At 66.3% G+C, this 16600-nt stretch carries 21 protein-coding genes; 16 read left to right on the top strand and 5 right to left on the bottom strand.

Going from position 1 to position 16600, the window contains the following annotated elements; genetic code table 11:
- The first annotated feature begins 32 nt into the window (after nt 1–32).
- Both ACX40Y_RS10035 and ACX40Y_RS10030 read left to right on the top strand, forming a co-directional pair.
- Nucleotides 33–1688 carry a thiamine pyrophosphate-binding protein gene (locus ACX40Y_RS10035; RefSeq protein ID WP_459119412.1) on the top strand — a complete coding sequence of 552 codons (1656 nt, stop codon included), beginning with the start codon at nt 33–35 and terminating at the stop codon, nt 1686–1688.
- Between the two features lie 53 nt (nt 1689–1741).
- Nucleotides 1742–2008 (top strand): hypothetical protein, encoded by a 267-nt coding sequence (locus tag ACX40Y_RS10030; RefSeq protein ID WP_459119411.1) that lies wholly within the window; start codon nt 1742–1744, stop codon nt 2006–2008.
- 75 nt (nt 2009–2083) lie between these two features.
- On the opposite strand, the gene ACX40Y_RS10025 is transcribed toward ACX40Y_RS10030, so the two are convergent.
- Nucleotides 2084–2254 (bottom strand): CsbD family protein, encoded by a 171-nt coding sequence (locus ACX40Y_RS10025; protein WP_459119410.1) that lies wholly within the window; start codon nt 2252–2254, stop codon nt 2084–2086.
- A gap of 91 nt (nt 2255–2345) precedes the next feature.
- Here ACX40Y_RS10025 and ACX40Y_RS10020 point away from each other — a divergent pair, with 91 nt between their 5' ends.
- Entirely contained in the window at nt 2346–2939 is a 594-nt protein-coding gene (locus tag ACX40Y_RS10020; RefSeq protein WP_459119409.1) for a methyltransferase domain-containing protein, read from the top strand.
- Here ACX40Y_RS10020 and ACX40Y_RS10015 read toward each other — a convergent pair.
- Both ACX40Y_RS10015 and thiS read right to left on the bottom strand, forming a co-directional pair.
- Nucleotides 2936–3709 (bottom strand): alpha/beta hydrolase, encoded by a 774-nt coding sequence (locus ACX40Y_RS10015; RefSeq protein WP_459119408.1) that lies wholly within the window; start codon nt 3707–3709, stop codon nt 2936–2938. The two genes, ACX40Y_RS10020 and ACX40Y_RS10015, sit on opposite strands and share 4 nt — an antisense overlap.
- On the bottom strand, nt 3709–4713 hold the full coding sequence (gene thiS / locus ACX40Y_RS10010) for a sulfur carrier protein ThiS (RefSeq protein ID WP_459119407.1): 1005 nt from the start codon (nt 4711–4713) through the stop codon (nt 3709–3711). The genes ACX40Y_RS10015 and thiS overlap by 1 nt, the downstream gene beginning before the upstream one ends.
- Nucleotides 4714–4792: 79 nt before the next feature.
- On the opposite strand from thiS, the gene aroQ reads away from it, so the two are divergent.
- The 4 genes from aroQ to arsC are packed head-to-tail and all read left to right on the top strand — an operon-like array spanning nt 4793 to nt 7459.
- On the top strand, nt 4793–5227 hold the full coding sequence (gene aroQ, locus ACX40Y_RS10005) for a type II 3-dehydroquinate dehydratase (RefSeq protein WP_459119406.1): 435 nt from the start codon (nt 4793–4795) through the stop codon (nt 5225–5227).
- A 42-nt stretch (nt 5228–5269) separates the two neighbouring features.
- On the top strand, nt 5270–5752 hold the full coding sequence (gene accB, locus ACX40Y_RS10000; protein ID WP_459119405.1) for an acetyl-CoA carboxylase biotin carboxyl carrier protein: 483 nt from the start codon (nt 5270–5272) through the stop codon (nt 5750–5752).
- 10 nt (nt 5753–5762) lie between these two features.
- Nucleotides 5763–7127 carry an acetyl-CoA carboxylase biotin carboxylase subunit gene (gene accC / locus ACX40Y_RS09995; protein ID WP_459119404.1) on the top strand — a complete coding sequence of 455 codons (1365 nt, stop codon included), beginning with the start codon at nt 5763–5765 and terminating at the stop codon, nt 7125–7127.
- On the top strand, nt 7124–7459 hold the full coding sequence (gene arsC, locus ACX40Y_RS09990) for an arsenate reductase (glutaredoxin) (RefSeq protein ID WP_459119403.1): 336 nt from the start codon (nt 7124–7126) through the stop codon (nt 7457–7459). Before accC ends, arsC begins: the two co-directional genes overlap by 4 nt.
- A 188-nt stretch (nt 7460–7647) precedes the next feature.
- Here arsC and ACX40Y_RS09985 read toward each other — a convergent pair whose 3' ends face one another.
- Complete coding sequence (locus tag ACX40Y_RS09985) at nt 7648–8496, bottom strand: NAD(P)H-binding protein (protein ID WP_459119402.1); 849 nt, start codon at nt 8494–8496, stop codon at nt 7648–7650.
- 88 nt (nt 8497–8584) lie between these two features.
- Between ACX40Y_RS09985 and ACX40Y_RS09980 the strand changes: the two genes are divergently transcribed.
- Both ACX40Y_RS09980 and ACX40Y_RS09975 read left to right on the top strand, forming a co-directional pair.
- Nucleotides 8585–8992, top strand: a complete 408-nt coding sequence (locus tag ACX40Y_RS09980) for a winged helix-turn-helix transcriptional regulator (RefSeq protein WP_459119401.1) — start codon at nt 8585–8587, stop codon at nt 8990–8992.
- 149 nt (nt 8993–9141) lie between these two features.
- Nucleotides 9142–9420, top strand: coding sequence for a hypothetical protein (locus tag ACX40Y_RS09975; RefSeq protein ID WP_459119400.1), 279 nt, complete (start codon nt 9142–9144; stop codon nt 9418–9420).
- Nucleotides 9421–9453: 33 nt separating this feature from the next.
- On the opposite strand, the gene ACX40Y_RS09970 is transcribed toward ACX40Y_RS09975, so the two are convergent.
- Nucleotides 9454–9837, bottom strand: coding sequence for a PAS domain-containing protein (locus ACX40Y_RS09970; protein WP_459119399.1), 384 nt, complete (start codon nt 9835–9837; stop codon nt 9454–9456).
- 98 nt (nt 9838–9935) lie between these two features.
- Here ACX40Y_RS09970 and purL point away from each other — a divergent pair, with 98 nt between their 5' ends.
- The 7 genes from purL (at nt 9936) to bfr (ending at nt 16587) form a co-directional block, all read left to right on the top strand.
- Entirely contained in the window at nt 9936–12152 is a 2217-nt protein-coding gene (gene purL, locus ACX40Y_RS09965; protein ID WP_459119398.1) for a phosphoribosylformylglycinamidine synthase subunit PurL, read from the top strand.
- A gap of 121 nt (nt 12153–12273) precedes the next feature.
- A complete protein-coding gene (locus tag ACX40Y_RS09960) occupies nt 12274–13338 on the top strand; it encodes a sensor histidine kinase (RefSeq protein ID WP_459119397.1) in 1065 nt (354 codons plus the stop codon).
- A 73-nt stretch (nt 13339–13411) separates the two neighbouring features.
- Nucleotides 13412–13813, top strand: coding sequence for a hypothetical protein (locus tag ACX40Y_RS09955; RefSeq protein WP_459119396.1), 402 nt, complete (start codon nt 13412–13414; stop codon nt 13811–13813).
- A gap of 77 nt (nt 13814–13890) precedes the next feature.
- Nucleotides 13891–14559: a nitroreductase family protein gene (locus ACX40Y_RS09950; RefSeq protein ID WP_459119395.1), complete on the top strand. Its 669-nt coding sequence runs from the start codon at nt 13891–13893 to the stop codon at nt 14557–14559.
- A gap of 10 nt (nt 14560–14569) precedes the next feature.
- Complete coding sequence (locus ACX40Y_RS09945; RefSeq protein ID WP_459119394.1) at nt 14570–15811, top strand: DUF418 domain-containing protein; 1242 nt, start codon at nt 14570–14572, stop codon at nt 15809–15811.
- 34 nt (nt 15812–15845) lie between these two features.
- Nucleotides 15846–16016: a (2Fe-2S)-binding protein gene (locus ACX40Y_RS09940; RefSeq protein WP_459119555.1), complete on the top strand. Its 171-nt coding sequence runs from the start codon at nt 15846–15848 to the stop codon at nt 16014–16016.
- Nucleotides 16017–16104: 88 nt separating this feature from the next.
- Nucleotides 16105–16587, top strand: a complete 483-nt coding sequence (bfr, locus tag ACX40Y_RS09935) for a bacterioferritin (RefSeq protein WP_459119393.1) — start codon at nt 16105–16107, stop codon at nt 16585–16587.
- Nucleotides 16588–16600: the final 13 nt, after the last annotated feature.

The raw sequence follows: 16600 nt of genomic DNA, 5'->3' as shown, positions 1-16600 counted from the left end.
CTTGCCCCCGTGCCCGCGACTATGCCTTGGCAATGACCGCGAAACGTACCGGGGGCCGCGTCCTCGTCGACAATCTGGTGGCGCAGGGCTGCGACCGGATCTTCCATGTGCCCGGCGAGAGCTTCCTCGCCGTGCTCGATGCGCTGCACGACACGCCCGAGATCGATCTCGTCACCTGCCGGCAGGAAGGCGGCGCGGCGTTCATGGCCTGTGCCGATGGCGCGATGACCGGGCGGCCCGGCGTCTGTTTCGTCACGCGCGGACCAGGCGCCACCAATGCCAGCATCGGCGTGCATGTGGCGATGCAGGATTCGCAGCCGCTGCTGCTGTTCATCGGCGATGTCGATCGCGGCATGCGCGACCGCGAGGGATTTCAGGAAGTCGATTTCCCGGCGATGTTCGGGCCGCTCGCCAAATGGGCGACGCGAATCGAGGATGCCGCCCGCATCCCCGAATATATCGCCCGCGCCTGGAGCGTCGCCACCAGCGGCCGGCCCGGCCCGGTGGTGATCGCGCTGCCGGAAGACATGCTGTGCGACGTCGTCGAGACGCTGGACCGGCCCGCAATCGCGCCGCCGATCCAGTCACCCGACGGCTATGATCTCGATCTGCTGTTCGAACATCTGCGCGCCGCGAAGCGACCGATCGCAATCGTCGGCGGCGCCGGATGGGACGCCGAGACGGGTGAGGATTTCCTGCGCTTCGCCGAACGGATCGCACTGCCGGTGGCCGGCGCGTTTCGCCGGCAGGATGCGATTCCGAACACGTCGCCGGTCTGGGCGGGCAATCTCGGCTATGGCCCGAACCCGAAGCTGGTCGCGCGGATCAGGCAGGCCGATCTGCTGCTGGTGGTCGGCGCGCGACTGGGCGAGGCGACGACGGACGGCTACACGCTCGTCACCCCCGACCATCCGGGCCAGGTGCTGGTCCATGTCCATCCCGATCCCGACGAGCTGAACCACGTCTATCGCGCCGACCTGCCGATCTGCGCGCGCCCGTTCGAATTCGCCGTTTCGCTGGCGGCGATGGGCGACGAGGTCGATCTGCCTCGGTTCGACGCGGACGCGGCCCATGCCGAATGGCTCGCCTGGTCGACGCCGCAGCCGCGCGACGGAGTGGCCCTCGATCTCGGCCAGTGCGTCGCGGCGATGCGTGAGGCGATGCCGGCCGACACGATCATCTGCAACGGCGCCGGCAATTTCTCCGGCTGGTGGCATCGCTATTGGCCCTATGCCGCGCACCCGTCGCAGCTCGCCCCCACGGCCGGGGCGATGGGCTATGGCGTGCCCGCGGCGGTAGCGGCGGCGCTGCGCTTCCCCGGTCGCAAGGTGGTCGCGCTGGCCGGCGACGGCGATTTCCTGATGAACGGGCAGGAACTGGCGACCGCGATCCAGCATGAGGCGGACCTGATCGTCATTCTGGTCGACAACGGCGCCTATGGCACGATCCGCATGCACCAGGAGCGCGAATATCCTGAGCGGCTGTCCGGCACCGCGCTTCACAATCCGGATTTCGCGGCCCTAGCCCGCGCCTATGGCGGCTGGGCCGAGGCGGTGACGCAGACCGCGGATTTCGCGCCCGCGCTCGATCGTGCGCTCGCCGAAACGGGCGTCAGGCTGCTTCACCTGAAGACCGAGATCGAGTTCATCACCCCTGCGACCACGGTATCCGCCATTCGAGCGGGCTGAACCGTTGCGCGAGCGGACCGATCCTGCGTCCGCTCGCCGCACCGTCCGTCTATATGAAGAAGATGGGCACCCAGTTCGCCACCCACTGGCGCACAGCGCATATCGGCGCGCCGCACGATCGCATGAAGATCGGCGGCGTACCGATCTGGCAGCGCGACTGGCGCTGGATCGACCGGCGCACCGTCCGCCTGCCCCACCCGCTCAAGACGAGCGAGACATTCTCGTTCATGGTTTGCGAGGTCGGAAGCCGAAACGAGCCCATCCGCTTTGCCGCAGCGCAGATCGAACCGGACATTTGGGCCTTCTACACCCCCGATTGACGGGCGCAGGCCCGCCGAAGCGAAACGGGCCGCACCGCCTTTCGCGATACGGCCCGTTTCTTCTGAGGGAAAGGATCAGATATCGTCGCCGAGCGCGCCCTTGACCTTGCCGACGCCCTGTTGCGCCTTGCCCTTCAGTTCCTGGGCCGCGCCCTCGTCGCGGGTCTCCGGATCGTTGCTCTGCTGCTTGATCTTGCCGACCGCCTCGTTGACGTTGCCCTTGATCTTGTCCGTAAGTTCGCCCATGATATCAATCTCCTATCCCGGCGCGAACGTGCCCGATTGCACTGTTGCGACTTGTTTGAGATAACGTCTGCCCCCGCTTTGCGGTTCCCCGATGCCCGGTGACATTGCCGATCATTACACGCGCAACGCTCATGCCTTCGACACGGCACGGCGGCGGCAATTCGTCGAGCGTGGCTGGCTCGATCGGTTTCTGCTCGGGTTGCCACCCGGTCCACGCATCCTCGATCTGGGATGCGGCGGCGGCGAGCCGATCGCGCGTTACCTGATCGATCGCGGTGCGGCGATGACGGGCGTCGACATCGCCCCGCCGATGGTCACGCTGGCCCGCGCCCGCTTTGGCCGGCATCGGTGGTTGCAGGGCGATATGCGAACCGTGGCGGTGGACGGGCCGTTCGACGGCATCATCGCCTGGGACAGCCTGTTTCATCTGCCGGCGGAGGATCACGCCCCGCTGCTCGCCCGGCTGGCGGCGTTGCTGGCGCCGGGCGGTGCGCTGCTGTTCAACGCCGGCCCTGCTGCGGGCGAGGCGTGCGGCGAACAGTTCGGCGAGCCGCTCTATCATGCCAGCCTCGCCCCCGCCGACTACCGGTCGATCTTCGCCGCCCACGGTTTGAGCGAGGTTGCGTTCGTTCCTGCCGACGCGGGCTCGGGCGGGCGCAGCGTCTGGCTCGCCCGGCGCGATTAGTCCGTCGCCGTCACCCGCGCGAGGAACGCCTTCACCGCCTGCCATGCCGGCTCGGCACCATCGGGGTTGTGCGTGCGCAGCAGCGTCGACGAGCCATGCACCCCGCCCTGTTTCGGCACGAACTGCGTCGCCGATCCCGCCGGCAGCGCCGCGACGATCGCCCGCGCGGCGTCGATCTCCTTGCCGTCCTGCGCCGATGTGACGAACACGGGAATACGAAGCTTCGCCGCTGCCCGCTCGACCATGTTCGGCTCGGTATCGAAATACTCGCCCGGCGAAAAGGCGAGCAGCGCCTTGACCGCGCCGGGATTTTCGGCCGCGAGCACGAAGGCAAGCGAGGCCGAATAGCTGCTGCCCCACAGGATCACCGGCAGCTTCTGCTTTTCCGCCCAGGCGAATGCCGCATCCATGTCCTGCTTGGCATCGAGCGCGTCGGCCGACTTGCCGAGCGCCTTCACCGTTTCGTTGACGCCGAACATCTCGCCGCCGGCCCGCTGATCGATCCGAAGCGACGAATAGCCGAGTTGCGCCAGTTGCGGCGCGAGCAGCGCATATTCGTCCTTGCCCGAATTCGCCTGATGAAACAGCAGGATCAGCGCCTTGGGATTGGTCGCCTGCGTATAGACGCCGGCGATCTTGACGCCATCGGCCGCGGTCAGCGTCACGCCCTCTGCCGAAATCGGGCCGGCGTTGACCGAAGGATCGGATTGCGGGCGCGGGTGGCAGCCGGCGAGCGCAACCAGCGCCAGTGCGGCGAGCGCGCCCCGCATCAGATCAGCCCCGCCAGCGGGCTCGACGGATCGGCGTAGCGCCGCTTGGCCATGCGGCCGGCGCGATAGGAAAGCCGTCCGGCCTCCACGGCCGCCTTCATCGCCGCCGCCATCAAAATGGGATCCTTGGCCTCGGCGATCGCGGTGTTCATCAGCACGCCGTCGCAGCCCAGTTCCATCGCCACCGCCGCGTCGGAGGCCGAGCCGACGCCAGCATCGACCAGCACCGGCACCTTGGCGCCCTCGACGATCAGCCGGATCGTCACCTGGTTCTGGATGCCGAGCCCCGATCCGATCGGCGCGCCGAGCGGCATGATCGCGACGGCGCCCGCATCCTCCAGCCGCTTGGCGGCGATGGGATCGTCGACGCAATAGACCATCGGCTTAAAGCCTTCCTTGGCCAGCACCTCGGTCGCGCGCAGCGTCTCGACCATGTCCGGATAGAGCGTCCGCGCCTCGCCCAGCACTTCCAGCTTCACCAGCTCCCAGCCGCCGGCCTCGCGCGCCAGCCGCAGCGTGCGGATCGCCGAATCGGCATCGAAGCAGCCTGCGGTGTTGGGCAGATAGGTGATCTTCTTCGGGTCGATATAGTCGGTGAGCATCGGCGCCTTGGGGTCGCTCACGTTCACCCGGCGCACCGCCACGGTGACGATCTCGGCGCCCGAGGCGGCAACGGCCGCCGCGTTCTGCTCGAAATCCTTGTACTTGCCGGTGCCGACGATCAGGCGCGAGCGAAAGGTCTTGCCCGCCACGGTCCAGTTGTCGTCGGCACGGGGGCCGGCATGATCGCCGCCGCCCACGAAATGGACAATTTCAAGCTCGTCGCCATCCTCGACCCGCACCTCGCCCAAGGTCGAGCGCGGCACGACCTCCAGATTGCGTTCGACCGCCACCTTTTCGGGCACCAGCCCCAACTCCTCGGCCAGCTGCGCGAGCGTGAGCCCCGCAGTGATGCGCTTGTGTTCGCCGTTGACCCGGATGGAGACGGTGCCGTCGCTGTGCATGAGCTGCCTTGGATTTGATTGGAGACGCTGGCTCATATAGGGAGGGCGGCATCCCGCCCGCAACCGAAAGGCGCCTGCATTGGCCGATACGATCTTCGTCTTGAATGGCCCCAACCTCAATCTGCTGGGGCTGCGCGAGCCGGAAATCTATGGATCGGACACGCTGGACGACATTGCCGGCATCCTGGAAGACCGCGCGCGCGACCTCGGTCTGGAGATCGAGATGCGACAGTCCAATCATGAGGGCCATCTGATCGACTGGCTGCACGAGGCGCAGGCGACGGGCGCGCGGGCGGTGATCCTCAATCCGGGTGGCTACACCCATACCTCGGTGGCGCTCCACGATGCGATCAAAAGCATCCGCACGCCGGTGATCGAGGTGCATCTTTCCAATCCGCACGCGCGCGAATCCTTTCGCCGTATCAGCTATGTAGGCCGGGCAGCGAAAGGCACCGTGGCCGGATTCGGTTCGCTTTCCTATATACTCGCGCTTGAAGCCGCCGCGCGTCTCTGACAGAGGGCGCCGTTTCATTTAAGAATTCAGAAGAAGGGTCGTATGGCCGAAGAATCCAAATCGGGTGCAATTCAGGTCGACATCGAACTGGTCCGTCAGCTCGCCGCCGTGCTTGACGACACCCAGCTGACCGAGATCGAGGTCGAGGACGGCGAACGCCGCGTCCGCGTTGCCCGCAAGGTGACGGCGGCGCCTGCCGCCGTGCAGGTGGCAGCACCGCAATACGCCGCGCCCGCCCCGGTCGCCGCCGCCGCTGCGCCGGCCGAAATCGTTGCCGCGCCGCAGCCGGCTGCCAATGCGGTCAAGTCGCCGATGGTCGGCACCGCTTACCTCAAGCCCAACCCTGAGGCGAAGCCCTTCGTCGCGGTCGGCCAGCAGGTCGCCGCCGGCGATACGCTGCTGATCATCGAGGCGATGAAGGTGATGAACCCGATCCACGCGCCCAGCGCCGGCACGGTCAAGGCGATCCTGGTCGACAACGGCCAGCCGGTCGAGTTCGACCAGCCGCTCGTCGTGGTCGAGTAACGGAACGACCATGCCCGAGATCAAGAAGCTGCTGATCGCCAATCGCGGCGAGATCGCGCTGCGTATCCACCGCGCCTGCCACGAAATGGGCATCAAGACGGTGGCGGTGCACTCCACCGCCGATGCCGATGCGATGCATGTGCGCCTGGCGGACGAGGCGATCTGCATCGGCCCGCCGGCCGCGGCGGAGAGCTATCTCAACATCCCGAACATCATCTCGGCTGCCGAGATCTCGGGCGCGGATGCGATCCACCCGGGCTATGGCTTCCTGTCCGAGAACGCCCAGTTCGCCGAAATCGTCGAGGCGCACGGGCTGATCTTCGTCGGGCCCAAGCCCGAGCATATCCGCACCATGGGCGACAAGATCGAGGCGAAGCGCACCGCCGGCGCGCTCGGCCTGCCGCTGGTGCCGGGCTCGGACGGCCCGATCAGCGACCTGGAAGAGGCCAAGGCGATCGCCGCCAAGGCCGGCTATCCGGTGATCATCAAGGCCGCCTCCGGCGGCGGTGGTCGCGGCATGAAGGTATGCACCAGCGAGGACCAGCTCGAGACGCTGATGCAGCAGGCGGGCAGCGAGGCTAAGGCCGCGTTCGGCGACGCCACCGTCTATCTCGAAAAATATCTCGGCAATCCGCGCCACATCGAGTTCCAGGTGTTCGGCGACGGCAACGGCAACGCGATCCACTTGGGCGAGCGCGACTGCTCGCTCCAGCGCCGCCACCAGAAGGTGCTCGAAGAGGCCCTCTCGCCGGTTATCACCCCGGAAGAGCGCGAACGGATGGGGGCGATCGTCGCCAAGGCGATGTCCGACATGGGCTATCGCGGCGCCGGCACGATCGAGTTCCTGTGGGAAAATGGCGAGTTCTACTTCATCGAGATGAACACCCGCCTCCAGGTCGAGCATCCGGTGACCGAGATGATCACCGGCATGGACCTGGTCCGCGAGCAGATCCGCGTCGCCGAAGGGCATGGCCTGTCGGTGCGCCAGGAGGATCTGGAGTTTCGCGGCCACGCGATCGAATGCCGCATCAACGCCGAGGATCCGCGCACCTTCGCGCCCTCGCCGGGCACGATCACGCACTTCCACGCGCCGGGCGGCATGCATGTTCGCGTCGATAGCGGCATCTATTCGGGCTACCGGATCCCGCCTTACTACGACTCGATGATCGCCAAGCTGATCGTCTATGGCCGCACCCGCGAGGGCTGCATCCTGCGATTGAAGCGTGCATTGGAAGAGTTCGTGGTCGACGGCATCAAGACGACCATCCCGCTCCACCAGGCCCTGCTCGACGACCCCGAGTTCCAGAAGGGCGAGTACACGATCAAGTGGCTCGAGGAATGGCTGGCGCGCCAGGACGAGGCAGCTTCGGCGTGAAGGCGACCATCTACCACAACCCGCGCTGCTCCAAGTCGCGCGAGGCGCTGGCGATCCTCAAGGACGCCGGCGCCGAGGTTGAGGTGATCGAATATCTGAAGACGCCGCCGACCCGCGAAACGCTGGCGGAGCTGTACAAGCGCGCCGGCATGACCGCGCGCGAAGGCCTGCGCATCGCCGAGGACGCCGCCAAGCCGCTGAAAGGCGCGGACGATGACACCATCCTCGATGCGATGGCGGCCAACCCGATCCTGATCGAACGCCCGCTGGTGGTGACGGAGCGCGGCGTTCGGCTGGGTCGCCCGCCGGAAAAGGTGCGAGAAATCCTGTAACATCAAGTCCTCCCCCAGCTTGCTGGGGGAGGGGGACCATTCGCGCAGCGAATGGTGGAGGGGCCGCGCCGAAGGCGCGGTATTCCGCGACGGCCGCGGGAAACCGCCGCTGACGCGGCCGCCCCTCCACCACGCCCTGCGGGCGCGGTCCCCCTCCCCGAGCTTCGCCCGGGGAGGATTTTGGATGCTCAGCCCTTCACCCCCGCCACAATCGTCTCGCGCCACGGCGTGGTCGGCCGGTCGATCAGCCCGGAGAGCGTGCGGGAATTGTCGAACAGCGCGCCATCGGCCACCCGCGCATCGCTGTCCGCCAAAATCGCCGCGAACGGAGCCGGCAGCCCCGCTCCTTCCAGCGCCTTGGCATAGTCCGCCTGCGGCAGATCCTGATAGGCGACCGGCTTGCCCGAGGCATCGGCCAGCGCCGCCGCCAGTTCGGCATGGGTGAAGCCGGCATCGCCGGCCAGTTCGAACGTTCCCGCCTGCCCACGCGCCAGCACCACCGCCGCCGCCTCGGCATAGTCCGCACGCGCCGCACCGGACACCACGCCTTCGCCCGCGCTGCCGATCAGAACGCCGTGCTGGATCGCGGGACCGGCGCTCATCAGGTAGTTCTCGGTATACCAGCCGTTGCGGAGCAGCGCGGTGGGCACGCCGCTGGCGGCGAGCAGATCCTCGGTCGCCTTGTGCTCGGCCGCCATCTGCATCGGCGAGGTCTGGGCGCGGAGCAGGCTGGTATAGGCGATCAGTTGCACGCCCGCCGCCTTCGCCGCCTCGATCACCGCCCGGTGCTGGGGCACCCGGCTGCCGATGGCGTTGCCCGATATCAGCAGCAGCCGAGTCACGCCCGCCAGCCCCGGGGCCAGCGTTTCAGCCGCATCATAGTCGAACGCACGCACGGTCACGCCCTTGGCGGCAAGGTCGGCGACGCGCTCGGGCGTGCGCGCGAGCGCGACGATCTCGCTCGGCGCGACCTTGCCGAGCAGCGATTCGAGGACAAGGCGGCCCAGCTGGCCCGAGGCTCCGGTAACGGCGTACATGGCATTTCCTTCCGATCGTAGATTGACCAGCGCGATCTAGCGCCCCACTTACGAATCGTAAGTACGCACACAAAGGTAAGTATTAAAAATGTCGGACGACGCGCCCCGCACCCCCTCGCGCACCCTCGCCGCGATGATGGACCGCGGCGACGTGTTCGTCCCCGATTGCCCGTCGCGCGCGGTGCTCAAGCGGATCACCAGCAGCTGGGGTTTGCTCGTGCTGGTCGCGCTGCAGGGCGGCACCCGCCGCTTCAGCGAACTGCGCCGCCGGGTGAACGGGGTGAGCGAACGCATGCTCGCCCAGACGCTCCAGCAGCTGGAAGCGCATCAGCTGGTCGAGCGCCGCAGCTTCCCGGTGGTGCCGCCGCACGTCGAATACAGCCTGACCCCGCTGGGCGATGAAGCCGCGGCCAAGGTCGAGGATCTGGTCGAGTGGATCCAGGCCAATATCGGCGCGCTGATGCCGGCGTCAGCGACCGCCCAATCGGGCCTTTAGTGCAAAGTCCCCACCGCCACGCCGGCTGTTCTTTCAGGATACATGCTCCAGCATTTTACAGCAGGTTTCTGGACGATAATCCTACAAAAAAAGAATTTTTCCCCCGGCCATGAAATGTTACGCTTTGGCGGCATGAAAGGGGAATCATGATGATCGTCCTAATCTCGACCGCTTTGGCATCGCTTTCTTTCGGGACGTTGCAGGCCGAACAGGCAGCACAAACTCAAATCGAGACGGCTGTTAACGCCGATGTTGCGGAGAAGAAGATTTGCCGAAGAATCGTCCCGACAGGGTCAATGCTTCCCCGGCGCTTTTGCCTCACCAAAACCGAATGGACCACATTCAACCGCCGCAACAACGAGGATGCCGACGCCGCCTTGTCGAAGCGCATTAACATTGCAGTCGATGAAAGCTTGAAGCCTCAATGAATCGAGGCAACTTTGGATGTAATCAGAAGCCATTTAAGTAATGGTTTCGTTCGTCACATCCTGTTTGGTGCCATAGAGGCGCACCGGGCGGCCGCCTTCGAATTCCACGTCTGCCGTAAGCCGCACCCGGCGGAGTTCGCCGTCGCGGCGGCGAATGGAAACCTCGATGGTAAAGCTGCCGCCCTCTGCCACCGCGCGGCTGCGGACCGCCTCCAGCAGCGTGGCCGATTCGGGGGTGTACATGGCCACCACCTCGTCGCGCGTCACCGTAGCGCCCGCCGGAAAGCCGAACAATTCATAGACGCCGACGGACCACCGCAATGCATTGGTCGCAAGATCGCACTCCCATGCGGCCGGCAGCGGAAACAGCGGGTCGCTGACGCGCATTCCTTGGCCGGGGAGCAGCAGGATGGGCATCGCGGGTGACTAGCCCGCCTCGCGTTAACACAAGGTTTGTCCCTCCCCCGCAACTGCCGGGGTGACGCGCGCGCACGACCCCGCTAAGGGGTCCGGCCATGACCCAGATCACGCCCGAGATCGTGGCCGAGCACGGCCTTTCGCCCGAAGAATATGACCGCGTCCTCAAGGCGCTCGGTCGCGAGCCGAACCTGACCGAGCTCGGCATCTTCTCGGTGATGTGGTCCGAGCATTGCAGCTACAAGTCCAGCCGCATCCACCTGAAGAAGCTGCCCACCACCGGCCCGCAGGTGATCTGCGGCCCCGGCGAGAATGCCGGCGTCGTCGATATCGGCGACGGCCAGGCGGCGATCTTCAAGATGGAGAGCCACAACCACCCGAGCTATATCGAGCCCTATCAGGGTGCGGCGACCGGCGTGGGCGGCATCCTGCGCGACGTGTTCACCATGGGCGCGCGCCCGATCGCCAACATGAACGCGCTGCGCTTCGGCCGGCCCGACCATCCCAAGATGAAGCACCTGATCGCCGGCGTGGTCCACGGCATCGGCGGCTATGGCAATTGCGTCGGCGTGCCGACCGTGGGCGGCGAGGTGAACTTCCACCCGGCCTATGACGGCAACATCCTGGTCAACGCGATGACCGTGGGCATCGCCGATACCGACAAGATCTTCTATTCGGCAGCATCCGGCGTCGGCAATCCGATCGTCTATGTCGGCTCCAAGACCGGCCGCGACGGCATCCACGGTGCGACGATGGCGAGCGCGGATTTCGGCGAGGATTCGGAAGAGAAGCGCCCCACCGTCCAGGTCGGCGATCCCTTCACCGAGAAGCTGCTGATCGAAGCCTGCCTCGAACTGATGGCATCGGACGCGATCGTCGCCATCCAGGACATGGGCGCCGCCGGCCTCACCTCGTCGAGCGTCGAGATGGCGTCCAAGGGCGGCGTCGGCATCGAGCTGATCATGGACGACGTGCCCCAGCGCGAAACCGGCATGACGCCCTATGAGATGATGCTCTCCGAGTCCCAGGAGCGCATGCTGATGGTGCTCAAGCCCGGCCGCGAGGATTTCGCCGAGGCGATCTTCCGCAAATGGGAGCTCGATTTCGCCGTCATCGGCCATGTCACCGATACTGGCCGCATGGTGCTCAAGTGGAAGGGTGATGTGGTGTGCGACATCCCGCTCGCCCCGCTGGCCGACGAAGCGCCGCTCTACGATCGCCCGCATGTGCCGACGCCCAAGCAGCCCGAGCTGCAGAACGTGCCCGAATGCACCGATCCCGCCGCCGATCTCGTCAAGCTGATGGGCTCGCCGGACATCGCCAGCCGCCGCTGGATCTGGGAGCAGTATGACCACATGGTCGGCGGGGACACCGTGCAGCGCCCGGGCGGCGACGCCGCGGTCGTGCGCGTCCACGGCACCGACAAGGGCCTGGCGATCACCACCGACTGCACCCCGCGCTATTGCTTCGCGGACCCCGTCGAGGGTGGCAAGCAGGCGATTGCCGAGGCGTGGCGCAACCTCTCCGCGGTGGGCGCGACCCCGCTCGCGGTGACCAACTGCCTCAACTTCGCCAACCCGCAGCGCCCCGAGATCATGGGCCAGATCGTCGGCTGCCTCGAAGGCATGAGCGACGCCTGCCGCGCGCTCGACTTCCCGATCGTCTCGGGCAATGTCAGCCTGTACAACGAGAGCAAGGCGACCGGCGGCGGCTCGGCGATCCTGCCGACGCCAGCGATCGGCGCGATCGGCCTGCTCAAGGACTGGCAGAAGAACTGCACCATCGCCTTCAAGGGCACCGGCGACGTGATCATCGCGGTCGGCGAGCGCGGCGGCCATCTCGGCCAGTCGATCTGGCTGCGCGAGATCTGCGGCCGCGAGGAAGGCCCGCCCCCGCCCGTCGACCTGATGATGGAGCGCCGCACCGGCGCCTTCATCCGCGCGGCGATCGCCGGCGGCGCGGTCAGCGCCTGCCATGACGTTTCGGACGGCGGCCTGGCGGTCGCAGTCGCGGAAATGGCGCTGGCCTCGAACATCGGCGCGATCCTTGACCAGCCCCAGCCGTTCGGCATCGCCGGCAGCTGGTTCGGCGAGGACCAGGGCCTCTATGTGGTGACGGTGAAGGACGAGGCGCTGGCCGACTTCCTGGTCGCCGCCGACAAGGCCGGGCTCGCCGCCGATCCGATCGGCCGCACCATCGCCAACCGCATCATCTTCGAGATGGAGGAAGGCGATTTCTGCGTAAGCCTCGACGATCTGCGCAAGGCGCATGAAGGCTTCTTCCCCGCGCTGATGGGCGATTCTGAGGCAGGCTGAGCGGCTTGGCACGCTGATTGGACGTTGCGGGGTTGCGTCCGGCGCGTTTCTGCGTGCTAATGCAACCCTGCACATCCGGAGGCATTGTCGCGACAACCGGGGAGATGGGGATTTCCACCGCATGAAACGGTTCGAACGGCAGCTTGAACGACTGCCGATCATGGCCGAGCGGCGGCTGGTCGCCTATTCGATAACGCTCGTCCTGTGCGGTTGCGCCTGGTGGCTCCGGCTCGTGCTCGATCCGCTCTTCCCGCCGGGCTTCCCCTATCTCACCTTTTTCCCGGCCGTCATCCTCTCTTCGTTCCTGTTCGGCCGGGGACCGGGCATCATCGCAGCGGTCCTGTGCGGGCTGCTGGCCTGGTTCTTCTTCATTCCGCCGGTTCACAGCTTCGCGCTGGGTCACGGCACCCCAATCGCGCTGCTCTTCTATATCGGCGTCGTCGCGGTCGACATTCTGCTGATCCACTGGATGCAGCGGGCCAATGCGCGGCTGACGCACGAACGCGAGCGCAGCCGCGCGCTGGCCGAGCATACCGAGCTGCTGTTCAACGAATTGCAGCACCGTGTGTCCAACAATCTCCAGATGGTCGCCGCGATGCTGACGCTGCAGAAGCGGGCGCTCCCCGAAGGCGACGCCCGCCGCGCCCTCGCCGACGCGGCCGACAAGCTGCAACTGATCGGCCGGATCCAGCGGCAGCTTTACGGCACGCGGGGCGAGCAGTTGCCGCTCGACCAGTTCGTCACTGAACTGATCGGCGATCTGGCAACCGCCGCCGGCCAGATCGGCATCCGCCACCAGGTGAAGGCACAGACCGGATTGATGCTGCCGCCCGACGGCGCGATCCCGATCGCGCTGATCCTTGCCGAGGGCGTGGCGAATGCGATCGAACATGGCTTTGCCGGCCGCTCCGAAGGCACGATCACCGTTGCATTGACCCGCGAGGGTGAGATGCTGTCGCTGACGATCGAGGACGACGGCGCTGGCGTTGCGGCGGATTTCAACGTCGATCGGGTCGACAGCCTCGGTCTCCGGATCGCGCGGAACCTGTCGCAGCGGCTTGGCGCGACCCTCGAAATCGTGCCCCGACAGCCTGGGACGATCATGCGGCTGACCGGTGTGGACATCGCGGCGTTGCGCCGCACCGATCCCGGCGAACCGGCCGACGATGCCGGCGAACGGCCCTGATCCCGGCTGATCGCGATCAAGGCGCGCTGGCGCTTCACCCGGCTATCCGATATCCTTGCCGAGGGAGGATCGCATGACTCCAGCCATTTCAGCGCCGCAGCTTGCCGAAACACTGGGCTTCAGGCGCGGGATTCGCGTCTGGTTCCACAACATGCCCGCCTCGATCCGCCGGGCGATCGACCCCGAACGTAACGGCATCGACGAACAGGCCTGTGCGACGGACGGCATGCAGGGCGCGTGCCTCTTCGTCACGGCGCTGGCGCCGCTGGAACGCGAACTCCATGCGCTTGTCCCGCTGCTGGCGCCATGCGGCTTTTTGTGGGCGTGCTGGCCGGCGGAGTCGGCGGAGGATCTGAACGAACCGCTCATCCGCGAGGCCGCCCGTCACGCCGGACTGAGCGACACCGATGCGCGCGATATCAATGCCGAATGGCGCGGCGTTAAGATGGTCGTGCGTCGTCCGGCACAAGATTGAACAGGGCGTCGACAGACGGGTACGGGAAAGCCCAGACTCGACCGGACACCGATTGCTCCGACATATCACAAACTAGCATGTCCACGGCCTCTTTCCTCCCCTGGCGCCCCTATCCCGACCTGTCGGAGGGCGAACGGCTCGCGCGCGCCGAGGACTTTCGCGACGACATGTCGAGCCGCCGCAGCTGCCGGGCCTTCTCCACGCGTGCCGTGCCGCGCCGGGTGATCGAAGCCGCGATCGCCACTGCGGGCGGCGCCCCGAGCGGCGCCAATCGGCAGCCCTGGCATTTCTGCGCGATCGCATCGGCGGGCGCGAAGGTCGCCCTGCGCGTGGCGATCGAGGAAGAGGAACGTCGGCTCTATGGCGACGCGGGCAGTGCCGAATGGCTCGGCACGGTGCGCGAGTATAGCGGGGGCGCCGACAAGGCATATCTCGAATCCGCCCCCTGGATCATCGTCGCCTTTGGCCGGATTCGGGAAAGCGCCGACGAGCTGATCCCGAACGTGCATGTGAACGAAAGCGTCGGCATCGCCTGTGGGCTGCTGCTCGCATCGCTCCATCGCGCCGGGCTGGCGACGCTCGTCCACACCCCCGACCCCGCCGGCTTTCTGACCCGGATCTGCCGCCGCCCGGCCTGGGAAAAGCCGGTGATGCTGATCGTCGCCGGCCACGCCGCCGACGACGCGACGGTGCCGGCGGCAGCGCTCGACAAAAAGCCGCTGGAGCAGATCGCCAGCTGGCTGTAAGCCCCCCGGCGTGACGCATCCGCCCAGCCAGCGGCTCCTATCGCTCGATATCGTCCGCGGCACCGCGGTGCTCGGCATCCTGCTGCTGAACATCGTCGGCTTTGCGATGCCGGAGCCCGCCTATTTCAATCCGCGCGCCTTTGGCGGGTGGCACGGCGCCGATCTGGCGGTCTATCTAGTCAACTTCATCCTGTTCGACGGGCGGATGCGGGGGCTGTTTTCCTTCCTGTTCGGTGCATCGCTGCTGATCGTGTGCGATTCGGCCGAGGCGAATGACCAGTCGGCCCCGCAGGTGCACTTCATGCGGATGGCCTGGCTGCTGGCATTCGGCCTCGCGCATCTTTGGCTGGTGTGGGACGGCGACATATTGGCGCATTACGCGCTGGTCGGCATGATCGCGTTCGCGTTCCGCCGGTTGCGGACCGAGCAACTGGTCGGCCTGGGTTGCGTGCTCGTGCTGATCGCCAGCTACCAGTTTGCCGTCGTCGCCCATTCGGCCTGGATGCTCGGCCATCATCCCGATCCGGCCCATCCCCGAGCGCTCGCCCAGCTCACCACCGGATTCGGCACGCCGCCGCCCGACTGGATCGCTACCGACATCGCGCTGCATCGTGGCGATTATCTGTCGCTGCTCCGGCATCGGATCGACACCCTGGCGACCGCGCCGCTGCGGATGCTGCTGCTCTATGGCTGGGAGACGCTGGCCTATATGCTGTTCGGCATGGCCGCGCTGCGCAGCGGCTTGCTGTCTGGCGCTTGGCCCGCGGCGCGTTACCGAAGTCTCTGGCTGATCTGCTGGGCAATCTCGATCCCCGGCTTCGCGCTCATCGCCGCCTATATGGTCGCCGCGCAATTCGACATGCCGGCGGTCGCGATCGGCGCGTTTGCGCTTGCCGCCCCGCTCCGCCCGCCCGCGATCCTCGGCTGGGCCTGCCTGATCCTGCTGCTCGCGCGCCGTGGCGGCTGGCTGAGCGAGCGCCTTGCCGCGGCAGGGCGAATGGCCTTCACCAACTATCTGGCGACGAGCGTCCTCTGCGTCCTGCTGTTCGAGGGGTTCGGGCTCGGCTGGTATGGCAGCCTTTCGCGCTGGCAGCTCTATCCCGTGGTTTTCATCGTCTGGGCGCTGATCCTGCTCTGGTCGCTCCCCTGGCTCCGGCATTTTCGCTATGGGCCGATGGAGTGGCTGTGGCGCAGCCTCGCACGCGGCCGCGTGCAACTCATTCGCAATACCCTTGCGAATCGCTCGCAGTAGCTCTACCTAGACCATGTCAACCGCGAGAGGGTTCATGGTCGTCTGTGTTTGCAATGCAATTCGCGAGCGCGATGTCCGCGCCGCGGCCCGCGACGGGGCAGCAAGCGCCTGCCAGGCATATCGAGCCCTCGGATGCCAGGCGAAATGCGGCCAATGCGTCCCCTATGCCCGCGCCATCATCGCCGAGGAACGTGCGGCTGCGTGACGATTGCAGGTAAGAAATCGCGGAAATCCGCGGTTTTTCTTTCCTTCATTTCGCGCTAGATATCGCCTGAACGAAAGGATTTCAGGCGATGAAGGGCGATACCAAAGTCATCGAGCTGCTCAACGAAGCGCTCAAGAACGAACTGACCGCAGTCAACCAATATTGGCTGCATTATCGGATGCTCGACAATTGGGGCGTCCACAAGCTCGCCAAGTTCGAGCGCCACGAATCGATCGACGAGATGAAGCACGCGGACAAGCTTGCGGAGCGGATTCTCTTTCTCGACGGCCTTCCTAATTTCCAGCTGCTCGGCCGCTTGCGCATCGGCGAGACGGTCGAGGAAATCCTGCGCGCCGATCTGGCGCTCGAGATGGAAGCGATCACGATGCTGCGCGACGCGGTGCAATATTGCGAAAGCGTGCGCGATTTCGTCAGCCGCGAATTGTTCGTCGAGATCCTCGAGAGCGAGGAAGAGCATGTCGACACGCTGGAAAAGCAGTTCGACATGATCAGCCGGATGGGCATCGAAAATTATGTCCAGCTCAACAGCGTTCCCGCTGGCGACGAGTGACGCCAGAATGGCC

It is taken from the genome of Sphingomonas sp. RS6 (assembly GCF_054489705.1).
Note: the sequence above shows the minus strand (reverse complement) of the source record. Positions and strands in the feature narration are given on the sequence as shown.